At 61.8% G+C, this 20,114-nt stretch carries 22 protein-coding genes and 4 pseudogenes; 13 read left to right on the top strand and 13 right to left on the bottom strand.

Translation table 11 applies throughout. From position 1 onward, the window contains the following. Positions 1–29: 29 nt before the first annotated feature. On the bottom strand, positions 30–650 hold the full coding sequence (locus AUL33_RS20480) for a recombinase family protein (RefSeq protein WP_244492371.1): 621 nt from the start codon (positions 648–650) through the stop codon (positions 30–32). A gap of 216 nt (positions 651–866) precedes the next feature. Here AUL33_RS20480 and AUL33_RS20475 point away from each other — a divergent pair, with 216 nt between their 5' ends. From AUL33_RS20475 to AUL33_RS20465, 3 genes are all read left to right on the top strand, one after another. Then, positions 867–1,115 carry an AbrB/MazE/SpoVT family DNA-binding domain-containing protein gene (locus AUL33_RS20475; RefSeq protein ID WP_062212853.1) on the top strand — a complete coding sequence of 83 codons (249 nt, stop codon included), beginning with the start codon at positions 867–869 and terminating at the stop codon, positions 1,113–1,115. Positions 1,116–1,119: 4 nt separating this feature from the next. Then, a complete protein-coding gene (locus tag AUL33_RS20470) occupies positions 1,120–1,506 on the top strand; it encodes a type II toxin-antitoxin system VapC family toxin (protein WP_062212850.1) in 387 nt (128 codons plus the stop codon). A gap of 108 nt (positions 1,507–1,614) precedes the next feature. Next, positions 1,615–2,085: a GNAT family N-acetyltransferase gene (locus tag AUL33_RS20465; RefSeq protein ID WP_156419530.1), complete on the top strand. Its 471-nt coding sequence runs from the start codon at positions 1,615–1,617 to the stop codon at positions 2,083–2,085. 94 nt (positions 2,086–2,179) lie between these two features. Here the strand turns inward: AUL33_RS20465 and AUL33_RS21815 are convergent. Beyond that, positions 2,180–2,952 (bottom strand): annotated as a pseudogene (locus tag AUL33_RS21815) (IS5 family transposase). A 93-nt stretch (positions 2,953–3,045) separates the two neighbouring features. Next, the gene (locus AUL33_RS20455; RefSeq protein WP_082652785.1) at positions 3,046–3,984 is read right to left on the bottom strand and encodes a LysR family transcriptional regulator; all 939 of its coding nucleotides are present in this window, start codon (positions 3,982–3,984) and stop codon (positions 3,046–3,048) included. A 149-nt stretch (positions 3,985–4,133) separates the two neighbouring features. On the opposite strand from AUL33_RS20455, the gene AUL33_RS20450 reads away from it, so the two are divergent. From AUL33_RS20450 to AUL33_RS20425, 6 genes are read left to right on the top strand one after another with little or no spacing between them, the layout of a single operon-like run. After that, positions 4,134–4,802 (top strand): amino acid ABC transporter permease, encoded by a 669-nt coding sequence (locus AUL33_RS20450; RefSeq protein ID WP_062212844.1) that lies wholly within the window; start codon positions 4,134–4,136, stop codon positions 4,800–4,802. 10 nt (positions 4,803–4,812) lie between these two features. Further along, positions 4,813–5,469 carry an amino acid ABC transporter permease gene (locus AUL33_RS20445; protein ID WP_062212839.1) on the top strand — a complete coding sequence of 219 codons (657 nt, stop codon included), beginning with the start codon at positions 4,813–4,815 and terminating at the stop codon, positions 5,467–5,469. Positions 5,470–5,516: 47 nt separating this feature from the next. Continuing rightward, entirely contained in the window at positions 5,517–6,338 is an 822-nt protein-coding gene (locus AUL33_RS20440) for a transporter substrate-binding domain-containing protein (RefSeq protein ID WP_062212836.1), read from the top strand. A gap of 57 nt (positions 6,339–6,395) precedes the next feature. Beyond that, positions 6,396–7,148 (top strand): amino acid ABC transporter ATP-binding protein, encoded by a 753-nt coding sequence (locus AUL33_RS20435; RefSeq protein WP_156419529.1) that lies wholly within the window; start codon positions 6,396–6,398, stop codon positions 7,146–7,148. An 8-nt stretch (positions 7,149–7,156) separates the two neighbouring features. Then, positions 7,157–7,990: a shikimate dehydrogenase gene (locus tag AUL33_RS20430; RefSeq protein ID WP_062212833.1), complete on the top strand. Its 834-nt coding sequence runs from the start codon at positions 7,157–7,159 to the stop codon at positions 7,988–7,990. Positions 7,991–8,023: 33 nt separating this feature from the next. Beyond that, entirely contained in the window at positions 8,024–9,925 is a 1,902-nt protein-coding gene (locus AUL33_RS20425; protein ID WP_062212830.1) for a bifunctional sugar phosphate isomerase/epimerase/4-hydroxyphenylpyruvate dioxygenase family protein, read from the top strand. Between the two features lie 112 nt (positions 9,926–10,037). Here AUL33_RS20425 and AUL33_RS22865 read toward each other — a convergent pair. The 6 genes and pseudogenes from AUL33_RS22865 to AUL33_RS20405 all read right to left on the bottom strand — a co-directional run. Then, positions 10,038–10,362: pseudogene (locus AUL33_RS22865) on the bottom strand (transposase); the annotation flags it as partial. Positions 10,363–10,401: 39 nt separating this feature from the next. Next, positions 10,402–11,085, bottom strand: coding sequence for an SDR family NAD(P)-dependent oxidoreductase (locus tag AUL33_RS20420; protein ID WP_062212825.1), 684 nt, complete (start codon positions 11,083–11,085; stop codon positions 10,402–10,404). Between the two features lie 818 nt (positions 11,086–11,903). Continuing rightward, positions 11,904–12,092 carry a hypothetical protein gene (locus tag AUL33_RS20415; RefSeq protein ID WP_062212823.1) on the bottom strand — a complete coding sequence of 63 codons (189 nt, stop codon included), beginning with the start codon at positions 12,090–12,092 and terminating at the stop codon, positions 11,904–11,906. Between the two features lie 229 nt (positions 12,093–12,321). Beyond that, positions 12,322–12,474 (bottom strand): hypothetical protein, encoded by a 153-nt coding sequence (locus AUL33_RS22375; protein ID WP_156419528.1) that lies wholly within the window; start codon positions 12,472–12,474, stop codon positions 12,322–12,324. A 311-nt stretch (positions 12,475–12,785) separates the two neighbouring features. Next, positions 12,786–13,100 (bottom strand): hypothetical protein, encoded by a 315-nt coding sequence (locus tag AUL33_RS22370; RefSeq protein WP_062212819.1) that lies wholly within the window; start codon positions 13,098–13,100, stop codon positions 12,786–12,788. Between the two features lie 9 nt (positions 13,101–13,109). Then, positions 13,110–14,015 carry an ArdC family protein gene (locus AUL33_RS20405; protein WP_062212811.1) on the bottom strand — a complete coding sequence of 302 codons (906 nt, stop codon included), beginning with the start codon at positions 14,013–14,015 and terminating at the stop codon, positions 13,110–13,112. Positions 14,016–14,481: 466 nt separating this feature from the next. On the opposite strand from AUL33_RS20405, the gene AUL33_RS20400 reads away from it, so the two are divergent. From AUL33_RS20400 to AUL33_RS20380, 4 genes and pseudogenes are all read left to right on the top strand, one after another. Continuing rightward, complete coding sequence (locus tag AUL33_RS20400) at positions 14,482–14,865, top strand: helix-turn-helix domain-containing protein (RefSeq protein WP_156419527.1); 384 nt, start codon at positions 14,482–14,484, stop codon at positions 14,863–14,865. 76 nt (positions 14,866–14,941) lie between these two features. Next, a pseudogene (locus AUL33_RS21810) lies at positions 14,942–15,699 on the top strand (IS5 family transposase). A gap of 101 nt (positions 15,700–15,800) precedes the next feature. Continuing rightward, entirely contained in the window at positions 15,801–16,403 is a 603-nt protein-coding gene (locus tag AUL33_RS20385) for a thermonuclease family protein (protein WP_062212801.1), read from the top strand. Between the two features lie 6 nt (positions 16,404–16,409). Then, positions 16,410–16,883 (top strand): hypothetical protein, encoded by a 474-nt coding sequence (locus AUL33_RS20380; protein ID WP_062212799.1) that lies wholly within the window; start codon positions 16,410–16,412, stop codon positions 16,881–16,883. Here the strand turns inward: AUL33_RS20380 and AUL33_RS22365 are convergent. The 4 genes and pseudogenes from AUL33_RS22365 to AUL33_RS20370 form a co-directional block, all read right to left on the bottom strand. After that, positions 16,858–17,130, bottom strand: coding sequence for a hypothetical protein (locus AUL33_RS22365; RefSeq protein ID WP_156419525.1), 273 nt, complete (start codon positions 17,128–17,130; stop codon positions 16,858–16,860). The genes AUL33_RS20380 and AUL33_RS22365 overlap by 26 nt on opposite strands. A gap of 20 nt (positions 17,131–17,150) precedes the next feature. Further along, positions 17,151–17,588 (bottom strand): hypothetical protein, encoded by a 438-nt coding sequence (locus AUL33_RS20375; protein ID WP_062212796.1) that lies wholly within the window; start codon positions 17,586–17,588, stop codon positions 17,151–17,153. A gap of 146 nt (positions 17,589–17,734) precedes the next feature. Further along, entirely contained in the window at positions 17,735–18,193 is a 459-nt protein-coding gene (locus AUL33_RS21805; protein ID WP_082652784.1) for a helix-turn-helix domain-containing protein, read from the bottom strand. A 489-nt stretch (positions 18,194–18,682) separates the two neighbouring features. Next, positions 18,683–20,113, bottom strand: a pseudogene (locus AUL33_RS20370) (IS1182 family transposase). Position 20,114 lies beyond the last annotated feature (1 nt).

Raw genomic sequence — 20,114 nt, 5'->3', positions numbered from 1 at the left:
ATTCTGACCAGTTTTAAATCTTTCGTCCATCAACGTCTAGATTTGCTCATCTGTTCGTTATCATCTTCGAGTGTCCGATCGACGAAGTCTTTGAAGTCTACCTTCATAGAAATCGCACGGTAGACGCTGGTCCGCCCAATCCCCAGCGCTCTCGCGATCTGGGTCGGCCCCTCCCCCGCAGCATGCCGACGCCGGATCTCGTCTTCCGGCACGGACTTCAAGCGCCCCACTCCCGCATAGATGCCCCTCGCCTTCGCCGCCTCGATCCCAGCGCGCTGACGCTCCAGGATGAACTTGCGCTCCATCTCGGCGACCATGCCGAGCACCGTGACGACGATGCGTCCGACATCGCCTCCTGTTGTGAGCTCGGGATCGAGAATGCGCAGGGAAGCGCCCTTCTGGTCTAGCTCGTGCACGAGGTTGAGGACGTCGCGTGTCGAGCGGCCGAGACGATCGAGGCGAACCACGACAAGCTCGTCCCCTTCCCGCAGAAACTGCATGACGGTGGCAAGCTCGGGACGATCCTCGGCGGACTTGCCAGACATCTTTTCGGATCGGACGACCTGACAGCCAGCAGCTTTCAGCTTCTTAAGCTGAATGGTGAGGTCCTGATCGGTCGAGGAGACACGGGCGTAGCCGAAACGGGACATGAGAGGCGTACTTTCGTACCAAAACGGTGGCTGAGACGCACCATGTGTACCAAAGCTCGAATTGGACCGCTATGGCACATTGCTCGACGTACCGATCGACTGTTCCGTAGCGGTATACCGTTTTAGCGCTTTGGGTACTTCACCCATGAATTGTTTTGTACCTTTGGCGGCGTCTGGTATGATCATCGCAATGGTGCAGAACAATCGAGATGGGTCATGACGTCAAAGGCGGTGAAGATTGTCGATGGTGGAAAGCTGGTTATCCCGGCGCAGTTCCGCCGCGAACTCGGTATCAATGTCGGCGATACGGTTGTGCTGGAGGTGACCGACGGTGAGCTACGGGTACGTTCGCGCTCCTTCGCCCTCGCCAATGCCCGCCGATTGATGCGGCAGCTCGTCCCGGAAGGTGTGAATTTGTCAGATGAGCTGATTGCGGACCGGCGGGACGAAGCGGGTAACGAATAGAAGAATGGCACAGCGTTACGTTTTAGACGCTTCGGCGCTTCTCTGCCTCCTGAACGAGGAAGATGGCGCGGAACACGTCGAAGCCTCTCTCGACGGATCGGTCATCTCCGCGGTGAATTTCTCCGAGGTCGTGGCCAAGATCGTAGAGCGTGGCGGGACAAGGGACCTGGCGGCGGCCATGCTCGATCCCCTTCACATGCAGATCGTCAATTTCGATCAATCACAGGCCTTGTGTGCAGGTGAACTGCGTCAGGTCACGCGAACCGCGGGTCTGTCGTTCGGAGACCGCGCCTGTCTTGCGCTCGCAGTCGCTCGCGATATGCCGGCGTTGACGACCGATCGGGCCTGGGCCGCATTGGAACTCGACCTACAGATCGAGTTGCTGCGATAATCGAAGTTGCCAATCAGGGCCCTATCGCGACGAGGAGCGGTTCGGCTTGAAACCCATCTGCTGTGGACGGCTGCTGACGGCGATCTTGGGTGGAAAGGAGACGTTGTCGTGGAATATCTACTCAGACCTGCCCGGCCTGAAGATGCCGAAGGAATCAGCAGGGTCGTCATGAAGACCCTGCGTGAAACCAACGCGAAGGATTACTCCCCGGAGGTGATCGCACGCGTGGAGCAAAGCTTCTCGCCCTCCGCCGTATCCGACCTTCTGGTGCAGCGGCTCGTATTCGTAGCTGTCAACGACGATGCTGTCATCGGTACAGCAAGCCTCGACGGCAGAGTGGTCCGGACGGTTTTCATCGAACCAGGCTGGCAGGGGCGCGGCGTCGGCCGAGCGTTGATGATCGAAGTCGAACGCGCAGCACTCGATCGCGGCGTCGCAACCCTAGCCGTACCCTCATCCGTCACGGCGGAGCCGTTCTACGCAAAGCTGGGGTTCATCTCGGTTCGAGATAGCTACCACGGAGAGGAGCGCACAATCATTATGGAACGTCCGCTCCTAGATGAAACGAAGGTCCGCTAAGGGTCGAAACCAGTCTGACCGCTTTCGAGCGTCTGCAATTAATGACCAGCAGGACTGGACGGGGTGAAAACCAATCAGTCGCCACTAGGGCCTGTTAGCGCTCAATCCAATCGAGAGCGGCGGCGTAGCAGAGAACGCAGAGGAATCTGACAGCGGTTTTTCCCGCAGCGGGTGGCCACAGCGCGCCACTCTTTCAGCCGAACCCATACGCGTTCGACCCGGTTGCGGTTGTTGTAGATCCAGCGCGGACAGGCGACCGGCGCCTCGTGTCGCTGAGGTTAGATGACTGGTCGGGCTCCCATGTCCCAGATGTGCGGACGGAAGGCATGGCTGGTGTAGCCGCGGTCTACCACGACCCAGTTGGGCACGCCGGGCATGCGGTCGAGGAGCGCAACGGTCTGAGGTAGTTCGTGAGCCTGTCCGGGCGAAAGGCGGAAGGCGATGGCACCCCCGGCGCCGTCGGCCATTACGAAAGGCCTTGGTGCCGTAGCCGCCACGAGAGCGGCCAAGTGCTTCACGGCCGTCTCGCTCTTTTACAGATTCCCCTTTCGACTGGCGCCTGCGGCCTTCTGGTGAGCCCGGATGTTGGTCTCGTCCAGGAACACCATGCCGAGCCTGACGCCACGTTCCCGAACCAGGGCCCAAAGCCCCCCCCCGGACGCCAAGCCGCGCCCAGCGGATGAAGGTCTGCGCCGCCATCCACCAAGGACCGAACTCGGGTGGTAGCGACCGCCACTTCGCCCCGTTCTGGTGACGCCAGAGGATCGCCTCCACCGTCCGTCGAAAAAGTGGGCTCGGCACCTTCGCATGCGGACGGCATGCCTCGATCAGCGGCTCCAGTTCAGCCCATTGTTCGTCGCTCAGCACCCAGCCTCCCTCGTCGGAAAAGCCAGCGACATAGAGGCGGCCTCGGGCGCTAACAGGCTGCAGCCCTTGCGGAAGTGAGAGATCGTGTCCAGGTCATTCGGGGACTATTTCATTATGTAACTCAGTGTTTGCACCTGAGCTTTGCAACAATTCAGACCGAAAACGCTCAATCGCATCTTCGGCGAAGCTCGATAAGACACGTCCGCGCTTCGTGAGGGCATAGGGAATGATTACGCTGGGCTCGACCAGCGGACGTTGAACGAGCCCAGGCATGTAAACTTCTGCCACCGAGAATTCGTCGATCAACGCGACGCCGAGCCCGTGTCGCACAAGCGACACCACGGTCTGCGCGAAGCGACCGCGCATCGAGTACCGCGGTGTCAACCCAGCATCGACGAAGGGCCGCGCCAGGATCGCACCGTACGGGTCTTCGGGATCGACGCCGATAACTGCCTCGCGCGCCAGCTCGTGGATGGAGATGACATCCCGGTTCGCCAGTTCGTGTCCCTCCGGCACGATGACCACAAGGCGCCCCTGCGCAAGCGGGCGAGAGACGAGCGCCGGGTTAGCACTGGGCGAACTCATGATGACGAATTCGCCTCGCTCGAGGAGAAGGTAGTCTGCGGTTTCTTCGATCTTCAGAACGTTGAGGTCGATGCTCAGATTGGGGAAGGTCTGTCGAAGCGACCGGATCACGCGTGCCGCGATGAACTGGGCGATTGAGGGCGCCGAGGCGAAGCTGAGAATGGAGTTGTCGCCGCTGCGAAGGAGGGCGACGGCCTCGTTTAGATTGCCGATCTCCCGATGCACTCTCTCGACGACGCCGAAGATCATGCTTGCTTCAGCGGCTGGTAGGAACACCCCGCCCTTCCGTTCGAAAAGCCGGATGCCGACGGTGTCCTCTGTGTACTTCAACAGGCGGCTGACGCCCGGGGCGGAGACGTTCATGAGCTTGGCCGCGCCTTGGATCGTTCCGGCAATCATCACGGCACGGATCACTTCGATCTGGCGCAGGGTCAGGGGTCTAGCCACTCGTGCCTCCCATCCGTGGTGCGGATCAAATTAACATTATGTTCCGTAGATCGAGAATTGGGTATTTGACCTCCGTTGTGCCCCTTGCGATGTCTATCGGCATAGCCTCTCGGGATAGAAAAAGGGGACGGCTTGAAGGGAGGACTGCCTTGACGGTCGAACTTGACTTCGGCGCCGTCTTGGAGCGCTGGCCGGAGCTCGCCTGGGGCACGCTCGGCACGCTCTGGCTCGCGCTATGCGGCATGTTTCTGGCGATGGTCATTGGCATCGCCGGTGTTGCCGTTCGCCGGTCCGAGTCACGGTTCGGGTCTGCGGTGGTGATCGCCTTCGTGGAACTGGTGCGGAACACGCCGTTCCTCGTCCAAATTTTCTTTATCTTCTTCGCCCTGCCTCTGGCGGGTGTGCGTCTCAACCCCACAACGACGGCGATTCTCGCACTCGGCATCAACGGCGGGGCCTATGCGATCGAGATCATCCGCGGCGGCGTCGAGAGCATTCCTAAGGGGCAAAGCGAAGCGGGCTTCGCACTCGGACTGTCGCGCGCCGACATCTTCCGCCTCATCATCCTGAAGCCCGCGCTGCGGGCGATCTTCCCCTCTCTCGCCAGCCAGTTCGTGCTGCTGACGCTGATGACATCCATCGCCACATCGATCTCGGCCTTCGAGCTGACCAGCGTGGCCCAGCGCATCGACGGTGACACCTTCCGGTCGTTCGAGGTCTATCTCACGATCACTGGCATCTACCTCGTGCTGTCCTGGCTGCTGATGGCAGGCCTTGCCGCCGTCGCACGCCTCTCGTTCAACTATCCGACGAAGTGAGGCCTGGGCGATGGGAACGAGCGCTGTCGGCCTTCCTGAATTCCTTTTTCTCCTGCGAGGCCTCGGCTGGACGCTGGTCCTGACGGCCTTCGGCTTCGTCGGCGGCATCCTGTTCGGCCTCGCGGTGGCGCTGGCGCGCGTCTCGAAGCGCCGCGTCCTGCGCTGGCCGGCCAAGGCCTGGATCGTGGTGTTCCAAGGCACCCCGCTCCTGATGCAGCTCTTCGTGGTGTTCTTCGGCTTACCGCTATTCGGCCTCGACGTCGATCCGTGGCTCGCGGTCGCGGTTGCTCTGACCGCCCATGCCTCGGCCTTCCTGGGCGAGATCTGGCGCGGCGCCATCCAGGCCGTGCCGCTGGGCCAGAGCGAGGCAGCACATGCGCTGGGACTGAAGTACCGAAGCCTGATGCGCGATGTCATCCTGCCGCAGGCCTTCCGCCTGTCCCTGCCCGCCACGATCGGCTTCATGGTACAACTGCTGAAGGGCACATCGCTCGCCGCCATCGTCGGCTTCATCGAGCTGTCCCGCGCCGGGCAGATCGTCTCCAACCAGACCTTCCGGCCGCTTCTCGTCTTCGGGATCGTCGGCTTCCTGTATTTCCTGATGTGCTGGCCACTCTCGCTTTGGGGCAGCCGGATGGAACGCCGGCTAGCGCAGGCCGCTCGCTGAGGGGCCTTGCCCCGTCCAACACAAGAATGCGCAAGAGGAGGACCTTCATGACCACCAAGACCGCACGAACGCTCGGCCTGGCCGTGGCCGCCATCGCCATTATCCAAGCTTCAGCGTCTGCCGGCGCAATGACGCTGGAAGAGGCCAAGGCCGCTGGTAAGGTGCGCATCGGCATCCAGGCCGACAACTGCCCCTGGGGCTGCCTCAGCACGACGGGCGAAGCACGGGGTTTCGACGCAACTGTCGGGCGTGCCTTCGCCAAGAGCCTCGGCCTCGAAGCCGAGTTCGTGCCCCTAGCCGTCGCCAACCGCATCCCGGCCCTTACCTCCAATCGTGTCGACATGCTGATCGCCTCGGTCGGCATTACGGCCGAGCGCGCAAAGGCGGTGCAGTTCAGCCCCCCATACGCGGCCAACACGCTCTACCTCACAGCGGCCAAGACCACTAAACTGCCCGATCTCGCGTCGCTCTCGGGCATCACCGTCGGCGTGCCGCGTTCCGCCCCGATGGACACGATCCTCACCAGGGATGCCCCCTCGGCCGACATCCGCCGCTTCGATGACGACTCGGCCAATATCCAGGCGCTTCTATCGGGCCAGGTCCAGGCCGTCGGTTCGAACCAGTTCTACATCCAGCGGCTCGATAGCGCCTCATCCGGCACCTACGAAAACAAGTTTCCGATCGGCCAACTCTATCAGGGAGTGGCGACGCGTCTGGGCGAAAGCGATTGGAACTCGGCGATGACAGAGTTCCTGAAGAGCTACGTCGGTAGCGAAGGTTACAAGGCTTCATACGCCGAGTGGCTCAAGGTGCCGACCGCCGACCTGCCGGCAACGATCGACGGTGTCAGCTTCATCGTCAGCCAGTGAGCCAATCTTTCGTGCGGGGCGCCCTGGGAGGGGCCTCGCCGGACACGGGAGGAACTGATGACCGCCGCCAGCGAAGACATCTTGATCCGCATGGAAGGCGTGGAGAAGTGGTACGGCTCCTTCCATGCCCTGAAGAACGTGAATCTAAAGGTCCGGCGCGGCGAGAAGATCGTCTTGTGCGGACCCTCGGGGTCCGGCAAGTCGACCCTGATCCGTTGCATCAACCATCTTGAACCAATCCGCTCGGGCCGGATCGTAGTGGACGGCACGGAGCTGAGCGATGGGCAGAAGTCGATCGACACCGTGCGCCGGGAGGTCGGCATGGTCTTCCAGCAGTTCAACCTGTTCCCGCACATGACGGTCCTCGAGAACTGCATGTTGGCCCCCATACGCGTCCGCGGCACCAAGCGTGCGGAGGCGGAGGCGACGGCCCGTCGCTTTCTCGATCGCGTTCGGATCGGGAACCAAGCGGACAAGTATCCCGCACAGCTTTCCGGCGGCCAGCAGCAGCGCGTGGCCATCGCGCGGGCGCTCTGCATGGAGCCGATCGCCATGCTCTTCGACGAGCCGACGTCCGCGCTCGACCCGGAGATGGTGAAGGAGGTCCTCGACACGATGGTGGGCTTAGCCCGGGACGGGATGACGATGATCTGCGTCACGCACGAGATGGGTTTCGCCCGGCAGGTCGCCGACCGCGTTATCTTTATGGCCGACGGCGAGATCATCGAGGAAAACGCTCCGGAGGAGTTTTTCCGGGCACCTCGCCACGAACGGGCGCGCGCCTTCCTCGGCGAAATCCTCCACCACTAGGAGCTGGCATGATCCGCGGCACCACACGGCTTATCCCGGTCTTCGGCCAGCCGACGGCGACCGTGAAAGCCCCGATGATATACAACCCTTGGTTTGAGGCGCATGGCATCGACGCCGTGGTCATTCCGATGGAATGCGGGTCGGGGGACTTTCCCAACCTCCTCCGGCTCGTTTTCCGCCTAGGCAACGCTGGTGGGGCGATCGCGACGATGCCGCACAAGGTCTCGGCCGCAGGCCTGGTGGACAGGTTATCGAAGCGCGCCAGGATCGCGGGCTCGGTCAATGCAGTTCGGCTGGCAGCCGACGGCGCGCTGGAGGGCGACCTGTTCGACGGCGAGGGTTTCGTCGCCGGCATGGTGGCCAAGGGCGTGTCGCCCCTCGGCCGGTCGGCGCTGGTGGTCGGCGCTGGTGGCGTCGGCTCGGCGATATCCGCCTCGCTAGCCGAGGCAGGCGTCGCTCGGCTGGCCCTCTACGATCCCGACGAGGCGACACGCGACGCATTGGCCGAGCGGCTCGTGGCGGCGTTGCCCGGCCTTGTCGTCCACGCTGGATCACGCGATCCGTCCGGCTTCGACATCGTTGTCAACGCGTCTCCGCTGGGAATGCGTCCGAGTGATCCGCTGCCGGTGGACGCGGATGCGCTTTCGCCCTCCACGTTCATCGGGGAGGTCGTGATGAGCCGGGAGATTACGCCGTTCTTGGAGGAGGCTCGGGCGCGTGGCTGCGTCTTCCAAGTGGGCACCGACATGCTGTTCGAGCAGATACCCGCCTATCTCGAGTTTTTTGGCTTCGGCCGTCCGAGTGTGGCGGAACTGCGCCGCGCCGCGACGATCCGCTACTAACGGGTCCGGCCGTCCCCAAAGGAGTACCTTCCGATGAAGACGTCGATCGCAACCGTCTCGCTGTCCGGCGACCTTTCGGAAAAGCTCGGCGCCATCGCCCAGGCCGGTTTCGGCGCCGTGGAAATCTTCGAGAACGACTTTCTAGCCTTCGATCACGGCCCGCGCGAAGTCGGGCAGATGGTGCGCGATGCCGGCCTCGAAATCTCGCTCTTCCAGCCCTTCCGCGATTTCGAGGGCCTGCCGGAGCCGCAGCGCTCGCGCGCCTTCGAGCGGGCCAAGCGCAAGTTCGAAACGATGAACGAGCTCGGCACCGACCTCATTCTCATCTGCTCGGCCGTCTCGCCGCTGGCGCAGGGCGGCATCGACCGCGCCGCCGAGGACCTCGCCGCGCTCGGCGACATCGCGCGCGGCCACGGCGTGCGGATCGGCTACGAGGCGCTGGCCTGGGGCCGCTATGTCAACGACCATCGCGACGCCTGGGAGATCGTGCGCCGCGCCGGCCATGCCGAGGTCGGCCTGATCCTCGACAGCTTCCACACGCTGTCGCGCGGCATTGATCCCGGCTCGATCCGCTCCATTCCCAAGGACAAGATCTTCATCGTCCAGATGGCGGACGCGCCCAGGCTCGATCTCGATCTCCTGTCCTGGAGCCGCCACTATCGCAACATGCCGGGCCAGGGCGACCTGCCGGTGGCCGACTTCATGGCCGCCGTCGAGGCGACGGGCTATGACGGCTACTACTCGCTCGAAATCTTCAACGACCAGTTCCGCGCCGGCTCGGCCCGCCAGACCGCCGTCGACGGTCGCCGCTCGCTGATCTACATGATGGACCGGCTGAAGGCGGAGGGGTGCGCCGTCAAGGGCCCGTCCGAGCGCGACCCGCTGCCCGCCCCGGCCGCGACTTCCGGCGTCTCCTTCGTCGAGTTCGCGACCGACCTCACCTTGGCCGAGCCCCTGTCTCGGCTTCTGCTCGCCATCGGCTTCCGCCATGCCGGGCGGCACCGCTCCAAGGATGTCAAGCTTTATGCGCAAGGCGATCTGCGCGTTGTCATCAACACCGAGCCGGAGGGTCTCGCCCATTCCGCCTATGTCGTGCACGGCACGAACGTCGCGGCGCTCGGCCTGCGAATGCGCAACGCCGAGGCGGCGCTCAAGCGCGCCGAGGGGCTGATCGCGACGCCCTTCCGCCAGCCGGTCGGCCAGGGCGAGCTGGAACTGCCGGCGCTCCGCGCCGTCGGCGGCAGCCTCCTCTATCTCGTGCCGGACGATCAGGCGATCGACCGGCAGTGGGAGACCGATTTCGATCTCGAGCCCGGCTGGAACCGCCATGCGAGCGCCGGCCTCACGGCGATCGACCACATCGCCCAGACCGTTCGCTTCGAGGACATCCTGTCCTGGACGCTGTTCTACCGCTCGATCTTCGACCTTCAGCCGCTGCCGGCGGTCGAGGTGCCCGACCCGGGCGGGCTGGTGCTCAGCCAGGTCCTGGAGAATCCCGATGCCAGTCTGCGCGTCGTGCTCAACGGCTCGCAATCGGCCCGCACCCTGTCCTCGCGCTTCATCTCGCAATTCGTCGGGCCTGGCGTGCAGCATGTGGCCTTCCGCACCGGGGACATCTTCGCCACCGCCGAGGCGCTGCGGGGGAGCGGCGTCGCCTTCCTGCCCATTCCGCAGAATTATTACGACGATCTCGACGCCAAGTTCGACCTGGCGCCCGAAACCCTGGACGCCATGCGACGGACCGGCATCCTCTACGACCGGGACGAGGCGGGCGAGTATTTCCAGATCTATCTCGGCGCGCTGGACGGCGGTTTCTTCATCGAGATCGTCGAGCGGCGCGGCTACAAGGGCCTGGGCGCGGCGAACGCCCCGATCCGCCTCGCCACACAGGCGCGGCAGAAGCCCGCCGATATGCCTTGGTTTGGGACCAGCTGAGGTGCGACATGCTAAGGCCAAGAGAGTGTTTACACAACCACAAAACCAGTCCGGCATTAGAGACGCCAATGATGTTCGAAGGGTGAAGCTAATGCCGCAGGTCAGCTCAAAATCAACTCTGCTCTAGGAGCTGTAAACAAAGCCGTCTAATCTGCCGCAGACAAATGATGGCATTGGCGCGTTTGGTGAAAGCGATGTGAATATCGGCGCGGCGTTCGTAGCGCACATCGAGACGGCGAACCGGAAGAGCCAAGCAAAGGTGCGCTTGACCACCCAGCGATGGCGACCCAGCGTTTGGCTCGTCTTAATTCCGCGCTGTGCGATGCGGGGCGCGATCGAGCGTTTTCGGCATTCCCGGCGGCAGCGCTTGTGATCGTAGCCTTTGTCGGCATGTAGTCTGACGGGCGACGCCGAGGCCGGCCACGACCGTTGCGAACGTCAAGTCGGCTGCGTGACGAGAAGTAAACGACCTGAGGCTACCAAACGATGGTCGCTCCTTCGTAATCCAGGAACCGGTGGGCCGGATCGTCAAGGGATGCGAGCAGAACGCAACGAAGCCCCTCGACACTCTCAGCAATGGTGACCGGGGCCTTGTCGCCACCCATGTCCGTCTGTACCCAGCCTGGGTGCAGCAATAGAACGCCAACACCCAACGGCAGCGCATCCTTCACTGCAAAGGATCGGCTAAGGGAGTTGAGAGCCGCTTTGCTGGCCCGGTAGAGTTCCATGTCCCCTGTATCGTTCAAGGCAATGCTGCCGGTTCTCGACGATAGGAATGCAACGACGCCCCCCGGACGCACGAGCGGCAGAAGCCTGCGGGCGAGGCCAATCGGAGCGACTGCGTTGACGAAGATCAACGAGCCAACCTCATCTACAGTGGCTTCCCGCGCGTCCTGGTGATCCGGTCCCATGACCCCAGCCACCAAGACTATGGCGTCGAAACGACAGGATGCCAGTTCGGTGGCAAGCCGGTCGCCAGCAGCAGCGTCCGATAGGTCGAGAAAGTGCTGATCAGCGACATTTGGGGGATCCGACTCGTCCAAAGACCTTCTGCGCACGGTCGTTGTCGTGAGGATGCCTTGGCGAGACAAATCGTCTGAGAGAGCTTTGCCCACCCCGCGCGAGGCACCAATGACGAGAAAGCGCTGCGGATTGGACATGTTGGTTGGCTACCAAGCGTGAGGAACGGTCTCGCTCTAGATAGATCGGCGCCTGGAAATGTGCGCTTTCGGAACACCCGAAATCGAACGTTCGATGTGCGAGATGGGTAAAAGAGGGTAGGAAACCGCCTCTCGTTTTGAGGATGCCATAAGGCTGCCAACAACGGTGTCGACTAGCCCGCTGTCCGTTCGGTGTTCGAACGGCTGAGTTGGAGCTACGAATGAACAACCTTCGCACTGCCGGTCTGGTTCTAGCCGCAACGCTGGCCAGCCCGTCTTTGGTCTCCGCCACAACCTATGCGGCTCCCCCGCCTGCGCAGGAGGAAGGGTATCCAAATTCACGTGGTGAATATGAACAGTCATATGTAACAGCCAACGTCAACGTTCGTCGTGATCCATCCGCTCAAGCTCCTGTCGTTAACCGTTTGCGTCGAGGCGACTTTGTGAATGTCGGATAGTGTCGGCGTGGCTGGTGCTACGTCGATGCGTTTGGAGGCAACGGCTGGGTGTCTGGTCGCTTCATCGGCCGCGGTGAAAACCCATATCACGATCTCGGTCCCGCCTGACTTGGCATCCCGCTCCAGGTTCCGAGTACTAGAGATCGTTCGCCAGCGTGTCGATTCCGATAAGGCGCCGGACAAAGTTCGGTTGGACCAGCTTCCGAAAGAGCAAGGGGACGGCGGGTTTTGCGATCATCACCTCTTGCCTGGAAAAGTAATGATAGGTCGGATGAGGTCCTAGAACGGAGACCGAGACAGCACAAAAAGGCGCCTTCCGGTCAGGGAAGACGCCAAGATGTCGATCGAATGGGTGCTCGGTTAGGGACGCGGAAAGCGCCCGATCCGTCGCTCGAGGAACCTGAACAGTTCGGCCGAATAGAGCGTCGCCATCGCGATGATCGCCATGCCGGCGCCCTGCGAGAAGTGAAGGCCCAAGCTGGTCAGCCACAGGAGGCTGAGCGTAGCGACCACGCCGCCAAGGAGGAGGGTTGCAACGTATGTGCCCATGCGGATCTCTTTGGTGCGCGCAGTGGAGGGATTTGCTCCACGATCGATCGTAGCGCCGATGGGTTGCCGCTTGCTCAACGAGATACGGTTCGGGCCGATCCGTAAAATTCGAGGGATCGGCATCGCGTCACCGCCGCCGCTCGGGCTTTGCGCCCGGCGGCGGTCGCTGGGGCAAACCGATGCGACGCCGGCATTCGTTCATCGCCAGGCGGATGCTCTCGCGCCCGTCCTAGTGCTTGAACTGAAGCCAGAAGGCGAGGCGCTCCTCATGGCTTTGACCGATGCCGGCGAGGCGCCCGTACTGGCCGACGGTCGTGTTCTCGCGCTCGATGCGCGCGACGGTCTCGGGATCAAGAAGCGGTGCGTTCGGAATGTCGCTCATGCCGCGATCGCTTCCGGCTGGCCGGCGGGTGCCGGCATGTTATAAACGAACGCGCCAATCGCGACATAGAGCGGCGCGTAGTCGGCGATTTCGAGGGACAAGAAAGCGTGGCGAGCGCCGTCGATGCACCGAGGTCATCAGCGCATGGGCGAGCTGGAAGACGAAGCTCGTACACTGCGAATGAAGGGCGGCGCTTTCGCACGAGAAGGTCTCAGCGTAGCGCTCGGCAAATCCAACCATCGGTTCGCTCCCGACGAGCCGGGAAAGTCTCGCTCTCCTCTCTTCAGCCCGTCGAACTGGCTCCCTTCCTCTCACTCGGGTTCGAGATCGTCGTTTCTGAACTCGGCGTGGCCATGGGCCAGCAGGCAGGAGTTCAGCCGCAGCTCCATCAGCTCCCGCAGCAACTCGGCGTCCTTCAGCGCGTCCACCGGATCGCGCCGAACGGCGTCCTGTAGAGCCTGGCGGAGCCAGTCGCTTGTGCCAGGATGCGTGACCATACTGGCGATGCCGGCGTCGATCGCCGGCAGGTTCTCCGCACCGAACAGGGCGTGAATGTCAGGCTTGCGTCGCTCACTCATTGCGTCCTCCAGATCCAGCGCCAATCGGCGCTGGATCGTCTCGTCCAACTGACTGCCTCACGCTGCCAGCGCCTCGGGTTTTGCAGCCCGGTCGAGTATCCAATCGGACGCTTTCGTTGCCAATGAAGCGGCCTGGAAAATCGCCTTGCTGTCGTTGCGCAGCACCTCCAGCCAGTTGCCGATATAGTCGGCATGGCGCACGGTGGGCACGATGTTGTGGGCAGCGCAAAGGTAAGCCGCCGCGATCTCGGCCACGAGCTCCTCGCGCGCGTATTTCTCAGTGCCGAACCGGTCGAACTCGCGGTTCAAACGGTGCTTAGCGCCACTCGCGTGCGACAGTTCGTGAAAAGCCGTCCTGTACCAGTTGATGGGGTCGGTATAGGCCGCCATCAGCGGGATCGCGATCACGTCGTCGGCGGGACGATAGAACGCCTTGTCGGGGTGATTGATGAAGCGAACGCCGGTGGCGGCGATGGTGCGATCGGCGGCCTCGACGCGCGGCAGGTCGCGATCGGGGTCGATGTCGGGCGCCTCGATGCCGGTGATAGCCTCGTCCAGCCCATCGCACTGCGCGACGTTGAAGACCGTGTATGCCTTCAGGAATGGCACAACGGACGCATCGCGGCCTTCCTCCGCGGCACGCACCTTCTCACCCTTAGGCGTGTAGGTGCCTGCCCGCACGATCTGCGTGCCCTTTTCACCCTTGCGCACATGGCCGCCGGCCTCAATTGCTTGCGGGAAGGTGAGCCAGCGCTGCGTGGGGAAGCCCTGTTCCGAGCCGTGCAGCCACAGAAGCAGGACGTTGATGCCGGAATAGGTGTTGCCGGTGGTGGCGTTGGCCGGGAAGGAGAACCCTGCCTTACCAACGCCCGACTTCCAGGGCTTGGTCCAAGGCAGAATGCCGCCTTCGAGGTCGCGAATGATTTTGGCGGTCACGGTGTCGTAGATCGAGGTGCGGTCCATGTCGAAGATCTTTCGGCGGGCCGGGAGGCGCTATACCTCTCTCTCGCTTAAAGCCCGTCGCCGGGCTTTCCCTGACTTTCCCTCTGTCGCGCAGACAAGCAGGCAGGATTACAACCGTCGCAATTCTCAGGCCATCACGGTCAATTCGATGTACAACCCAAGCCAACATCGAGCACTAAAATCTCAGGGGCAAAACCCGCGCGCCCATTGGTTTTGTGTGTGGCTTGATGTAACAAGCCTCAACCGTGGTGTGTGCTAAGGCAACATAATCGTGTGCTCTGGGTCGGGCACCATACTTGATCATGACAGCGTTCCGAGCGATTGCGTTTTACGTTCATTTGTCTTTAGATTGAGCGAGGACCATTCCAGCGAGACGTGCTAAGACCGCGACCAATTGGGATGTTGCCAACTCACGGATACGATAAGATTGTCGTCGGGGGACTTCGGGATTGTGCTGGAATCGTCGGTGAACAAGCCGAAACAAGGTGGTTATGATCCACTGGACATCCACATCGGGCAGCGCATTCGCGACACCCGATTGGCTCGCAATATGAAGCTCGAGACGTTGAGCGAGCGGCTCGGGATCATCAGTCAGCAGCAGCTTCAAAAATATGAGTCTGGAGCGAACCGTGTTTCGGGATCGATGATGTTCCGGATCGCCTCCATCCTGGAGGTCCATCCCGGCCACTTCTTCTCAGGACTGGTGGATCCCAGAACGAAGCAGAAGCTGCCTGAAGTCGGCCTTCAGGGCCATAAAATTCTCAGGCAGCTTGATGGCCTGGACCCGGATTTGGCAGAGATCCTCGAAAAGTTGGTTTCGAAGGTCAAACGCATTGGCACTATTTCCTAGGCAGGGGACCCAACCAAGATATTGCCAAGATTGATTGATTTTGTTCGGGAATGGGTTCGTTGGATGGAAGGCGATCATGCGCGATCTGTTCTGGTTATCGGACGAGGCATGGTCGGTGTTGGAGCCGCACCTGCCGAAGAACCAACCCGGCAAGCCGCGGGTCGATGACCGGCGGGTGATCTCGGGCATCCTCCACATCCTGAAGACCGGCGGTCGCTGGCGGGATGTGCCGGCAGAGTATGGACCGGCCAAGACGATCTACAACCGCTTTGCCCGCTGGGCGCGGCGCGGGATCTGGCAGCGCATCTTCGCCAAGGTCGCAGCGGCAGGCGCCGTGCCGGACGAGCTTTGCCTCGACAGCACCCATGTCAAAGCACATCGCTCCGCTTCGGGCGGAAAAGGGGGGAGTTCAGCCAAGCGGTCGGCGTCTCGCGCGGCGGGCGAACGACAAAAATCCATTGTCTGGCCGATGCTTGTGGCCGGATCGTCGCCCTTGCCCTGACGCCTGGCAACATCGCCGATATCACCATGGCGCTTCCGCTTCTGGAAGCCCTAAAGCCGACCAAGCGCCTAATCGCCGATAAGGCCTACGATGCCGACAAGCTGAGAAACTGGCTCGTCGATCGGCAGATCGAACCGGTCATTCCAGGCCGGGCCGCACGAAGCGTGGTCTACCCGCTGAACCGGAAGGCCTATCGCCGCCGCAACGTCATCGAGCGCATGTTCGGCAGACTCAAGAATTGGAAGCGCATCGCGACCCGATACGATCGCCTCGCCATCCACTATCTCGCCGCCATCGCCCTGATCTCAACGGTCACTCAATGGCTTGGGTGAGTCCCCTACCTAAGGTTTTTCTCTCAATCGCTTTGGGTTGGGCTTTGTTCGGATCGGTTGGTGCTCAGGCCCAGGAGAGCAGGATCGAAGGGCGGGCAACAGTGGTCGATGGCGACACACTCGCCATCGAGGGCTCGGAGGTTCGCATTCGCCTCTATGGCGTCGATGCACCGGAGATCAGCCAGACCTGCGACGATGCCGGCGGCAAGCGCTATCTCTGCGATGGCCAGGCCGCGCAATATCTGGTCGACCTCATCGGCCGCTCGGGCCATGTGATGTGCTTTGATGAAGACCGCGACCGCTATGGTCGGATCGTGGCAGAGTGCTCGACGCTGCAGAACGTCGTCTTGAACGCCGCGATGGTGAAGGCGGGCTGGGCGATCGAGTACCGCCAGTACAGTGACGGCCGCTACGATCGGGATGAAGCCGAAGCGAAAGCGGCCAAGCGCGGCCTGTGGGCCGGCCAGTTCACCGAGCCGTCGAAGTGGCGCAACAGCGGCGATCGGTTTCAGAGCAAGCGCGTGGCCGCCGGGCAGCCGGAGGGATGCGCTATCAAGGGCAACATCTCAGGATCGAACGGGATCTATCACTCGCTGGGTCAGCAGGACTGCGCCAAGACGCAGATCAACGAGGCTTCCGACGAGCGTTGGTTCTGCTCAGCCGCGGAAGCAGAGGCGGCCGAATGGCGCCCGGCCAAGCGGTGAGCCCAGATGCAGCGCGCTCTGGAGATTGACGCTGGGAACGGCGAGACATTCACAATCGAGAGCAGCTTAGATGGCGTGCGGTCGCTCTTTCCAGCGGCGCTCGCACATCACTCTCACCTTCACGAGAGCGAGGGGGACGCCTGGTTGTGGATCCATGGGGTTCGGGCTCGCCAGGTTGCCGAAGAGTATCGAAGCGAGCGAGAATTCGAGCTTCGCATTGATACGATGATGAGGCGCACCTTCCGGGTACGAGCCAAGAGCTTCGTTGATGCCAGCGCCAAATGGGCGACAGGCGAGGCTGAGCTCGTCTCGCAGACGCACACCGATCCCGGCGATCCTCAAGTGATCGATCCTAAGTCCGGCCAATGGGCCTTCTTCCGCGTGGACGAAGACGCAGCACAAGACAGCGACGGCGCAGTCGAGGACGGACGAGCCGACATGACGAAAGGGGTGATCAAGGCGCCCGAATGTCGCCGATAACGCTGGCGGCGTTCTTCGCAGGAATATGCCACGCCTTCGCGCCGGTGCTCCATTTCGACCGGCCTTCGATGATCGGCATCATGCGATCATGCAGACGGCCGTGGAAACGCGACCATAAGCCGATGTTGCCACGGGCGAAACGGTAAACCCTGTCGGGTCCAACGGATGTTTCGACCAGCTCGCTGGCGTTCGAAACATGCGCTGGGATGACGAGGTTCGGAAAATTTTCGTAATCGGCTTGCAACATGTAAATCCCCGGTGGGATCGTCAACGATAGCGACCGGTGAAGAGGTCGCCGATGGCTTTCGACGCTCGCCAGGTGAGCCATCGCTGTGTACGATGACGAGGACGGTCGTGTGCGAGATGGCAGCGCTGGCAAAGCGCGCGCAGGTTGGCGGCATCGTTGTTGGCCACGTCATGATCGAGATGAGCGCAGGCGATCACGACGTAGACGTAGCGGGCTGGGATCTCGGATGGGAGACGCTCGGGAGATGGAAGGTTGGCGCGGGTCCCCCTCCCCTTCTCGTCACGCCAGCGCTGAGCCTCGTCATCGTACCAACGGCCATCGGTCAATTGGCAAACGAGCCGCTTGTGAGGACGCTTGCATTGTTCACAGCGGCCATTGGCGCGGCGGAAGCGGATCGAGGCCGAAAGCTGTTCCCAGTCGATGGGATAGAAGCCTCGCATCTCAGGTTTAATCGGCACGAGGCTATCCGGAGCTGGAACCGAACGGTCGTTCGCTGGGGGTTCGAACGAGAATCTAACGGATGGTGGACTCCTCGACCAAGCAAGAAATTGGGTTTCGTAGAAAACCCGCGCCAGCGATCGTCATCCGAATGGGCCTGGACCGCTCAGGGCCTGGGGAGCGATGCTCCTAGAGCGCGCCCGAAGGGGGCGTCCCTTCCCTTTTTTGCCTTCTGCGGACCTTTGAAGTCTTGATGGAGATCGTCCAAGGCTTCAACCAAGTAAGCGAGCTGCTGAGCAGTCTGCGGAACTTGCGCCTGAAGGCGCTTTATTTTGTGTTCCATGTCCGTTATGTTGGCCCTCTCTGTCCCATTTATGCCGTCAATTCCAGCCAAAAGACTATATACGTCGATTTCCAAAAACAGTGTGATCCGAACGAGCGTCGAAACGGAAGCTCTGTTTCGCCCAGTCTCATATTTTTGAACTTGCTGATAGCTGACTCCAAGCATTTCACCAAGGGATGTCAAGCTTATCCCGCGATGAACCCTCAGCTTACGAAGATTTGCACCGAACATGACATCGTAAGGGTCCAGGTCTGGCCTTTTGTTTTTCAAACTACTCTCCATCACATTTTCGCCCGCGCACGTTTCATCTTCTATCTTTTTTTCGAGACTAAAGTGACCTGGAATGCTGTATACCTATTCCAGCTCTTCATTTGGGCTCGGCTTTTTTCCTGTACCTCATATGCACGGGCGCTGGAAGTTCCAAAACGAACCATCAATGCGTGAGGACTCGAGGAGTTCGAGCGCGACTCATCAATTTAGCGTTCTCAATTTGATACTTTAACCTTACAACTTTCCATCTGCACATTTGCTGAACAGCGCCCAGACGAAATTAGAAGCGGTCCATCGCAGAGCACGTCTCTGAAACGACCTCAGCGCGACAAATTCTGAGTGTCGGTGCTCGATAGATTTTGAGGCCGCATCCGTCGCGTCAGCACCTGGACCGCTTCCGAGTGTCGGATTACTTCGCTTCATGAGACTGAAGGGGGTGGAGGCTGTGTTAAAGCGGATTGAGGAGGAAGCGGCGGGCGGGCAGAGCAAACCGTTCCCGTCTCATCCCCGCATCACGGCGATGAGCCCTGGTGCTCCAAGCAGGGCGATGGCCCGTTTCAGGTTGTAGGCGAGGACGTGGAGGCTCATTTCCGTTCCGCCGTTCGCCAACCTTCGCGTTTTGAAGTGGCTGCGCCCCATCCAATCCTTAATCGTGCCGAACACATGCTCGACGGTGCGCCGTCGGATCCGCATGGCATCAGGCATGCGGTCGAGGCGATCCTGCATGGCTTCCACTACATGCTCGTGCTCCCACCGCGTCACGCGCCGTTCGCTGCCGATGGTGCAACCCGGCTTCAGCGCGCATGATCGAAAGTTGTGCGACCAGTAGCGGTTCAGGAGAAGGCCGTTCTCGATGATCGTCGTGCGCTTGGGCAAGGTTTCGCCGGCGGGGCACCGATAGGTGTCGCTGGCCGCATCGTAGAGGAAGTCCGGCTTGCCGAACCGCCCCTTGGCCCTGGCGCCCAAGGTCAGGGGCCTCGGGCAAATGGGCGTGATGCCTGCCTCTTGGCAGGCCAGGATCTTGGCCCCGGAGAAGTAGCCCCGATCTGCCAAAACCGTCGGATGTTTGGCGCTGGTCGCGTCTTTCGCCTGCTAGCCCATGTTGGCGAACTGGGTCCGGTCATGGCCGAGATTGGTGACCTCGTGCGCCACAATGATGTGGCTCTCGGCATCGGCGGCGGCTTGGACGTCGTAGCCGACAAGGCCCGTGCCCTTGCCGTGCGTGGCCATCGCCCGCGCATCCGGATCGGTCAGCGAGATCTGACGGTCGGGCGCAGTCTCTACGGCTGTTGCCATTGCCTGGAGTTCGCGCATCTGCCGACGGAGCGCCTCGATCCGCTCGTTCAGGCGCGTCGTGCGCATCTCGGCGACGTCCGCCTCCTGCCGGTCGGCGGTGTCGAGCTTGTCGAGATAGCGCTCGATGCTCGCCTCGACCTGCGCCAGTCGGAGGCGGATCGCACCCGGAGCATAGTTTTTGTCGCGTGTGTTCACGGCCATGAACCGGCTGCCGTCCACCGCCACCGTGCCGCAAGCGATCAGCCCGACCTGACGGCACAGGACGACGAACTGCTTGCACGTGGCGCGGACCGCTTCGCCGTTGTCGCGGCGAAAGTCCGCGATCGTCTTGAAGTCGGGGGCAAGCTTGCCCGTCAGCCACATGACCTCGACGCTGCGGCCCGCCTCGCGCTCTAGGCGCCGGCTCGACTGCACCTGGTTCATGTAGCCGCAGAGGTAGAGCTTCAGAAGCGTCGCCGGATGGTAGCCGGGCCGACCCGTCGCGGCCGCGCCTTCGAAGCCGAGCGCTCCAAGATCCAGTTCGTCGACAAAGACGTCGATCACCCGGACCGGGTTCTCCGCGCCGACATAGTCGTCGACGCAATCGGCCAGAAGAAGCGTCTGGCGCCGATCGCAGCCCTTGATGAAACGAACTATC

This window comes from Aureimonas sp. AU12 (assembly GCF_001463705.1).
In the GTDB taxonomy this organism is placed as follows: domain Bacteria; phylum Pseudomonadota; class Alphaproteobacteria; order Rhizobiales; family Rhizobiaceae; genus Aureimonas.
This window is presented reverse-complemented; position numbering and strand designations above follow the sequence as displayed.

Coding starts and splice junctions, on each gene's coding strand:
- AUL33_RS20475 (WP_062212853.1), top strand. CDS start 867: ATGACGTCAAAGGCGGTGAAGATTGTCGATGGTGGAAAGCTGGTTATC.
- AUL33_RS21805 (WP_082652784.1), bottom strand. CDS start 18,193: ATGGAGAGTAGTTTGAAAAACAAAAGGCCAGACCTGGACCCTTACGAT.
- AUL33_RS20425 (WP_062212830.1), top strand. CDS start 8,024: ATGAAGACGTCGATCGCAACCGTCTCGCTGTCCGGCGACCTTTCGGAA.
- AUL33_RS20440 (WP_062212836.1), top strand. CDS start 5,517: ATGACCACCAAGACCGCACGAACGCTCGGCCTGGCCGTGGCCGCCATC.
- AUL33_RS20445 (WP_062212839.1), top strand. CDS start 4,813: ATGGGAACGAGCGCTGTCGGCCTTCCTGAATTCCTTTTTCTCCTGCGA.
- AUL33_RS22375 (WP_156419528.1), bottom strand. CDS start 12,474: ATGAGCGACATTCCGAACGCACCGCTTCTTGATCCCGAGACCGTCGCG.
- AUL33_RS20415 (WP_062212823.1), bottom strand. CDS start 12,092: ATGGGCACATACGTTGCAACCCTCCTCCTTGGCGGCGTGGTCGCTACG.
- AUL33_RS20420 (WP_062212825.1), bottom strand. CDS start 11,085: ATGTCCAATCCGCAGCGCTTTCTCGTCATTGGTGCCTCGCGCGGGGTG.
- AUL33_RS20435 (WP_156419529.1), top strand. CDS start 6,396: ATGACCGCCGCCAGCGAAGACATCTTGATCCGCATGGAAGGCGTGGAG.
- AUL33_RS20405 (WP_062212811.1), bottom strand. CDS start 14,015: ATGGACCGCACCTCGATCTACGACACCGTGACCGCCAAAATCATTCGC.
- AUL33_RS20480 (WP_244492371.1), bottom strand. CDS start 650: ATGTCCCGTTTCGGCTACGCCCGTGTCTCCTCGACCGATCAGGACCTC.
- AUL33_RS20470 (WP_062212850.1), top strand. CDS start 1,120: ATGGCACAGCGTTACGTTTTAGACGCTTCGGCGCTTCTCTGCCTCCTG.
- AUL33_RS22365 (WP_156419525.1), bottom strand. CDS start 17,130: ATGTTGCAAGCCGATTACGAAAATTTTCCGAACCTCGTCATCCCAGCG.
- AUL33_RS20380 (WP_062212799.1), top strand. CDS start 16,410: ATGCAGCGCGCTCTGGAGATTGACGCTGGGAACGGCGAGACATTCACA.
- AUL33_RS20430 (WP_062212833.1), top strand. CDS start 7,157: ATGATCCGCGGCACCACACGGCTTATCCCGGTCTTCGGCCAGCCGACG.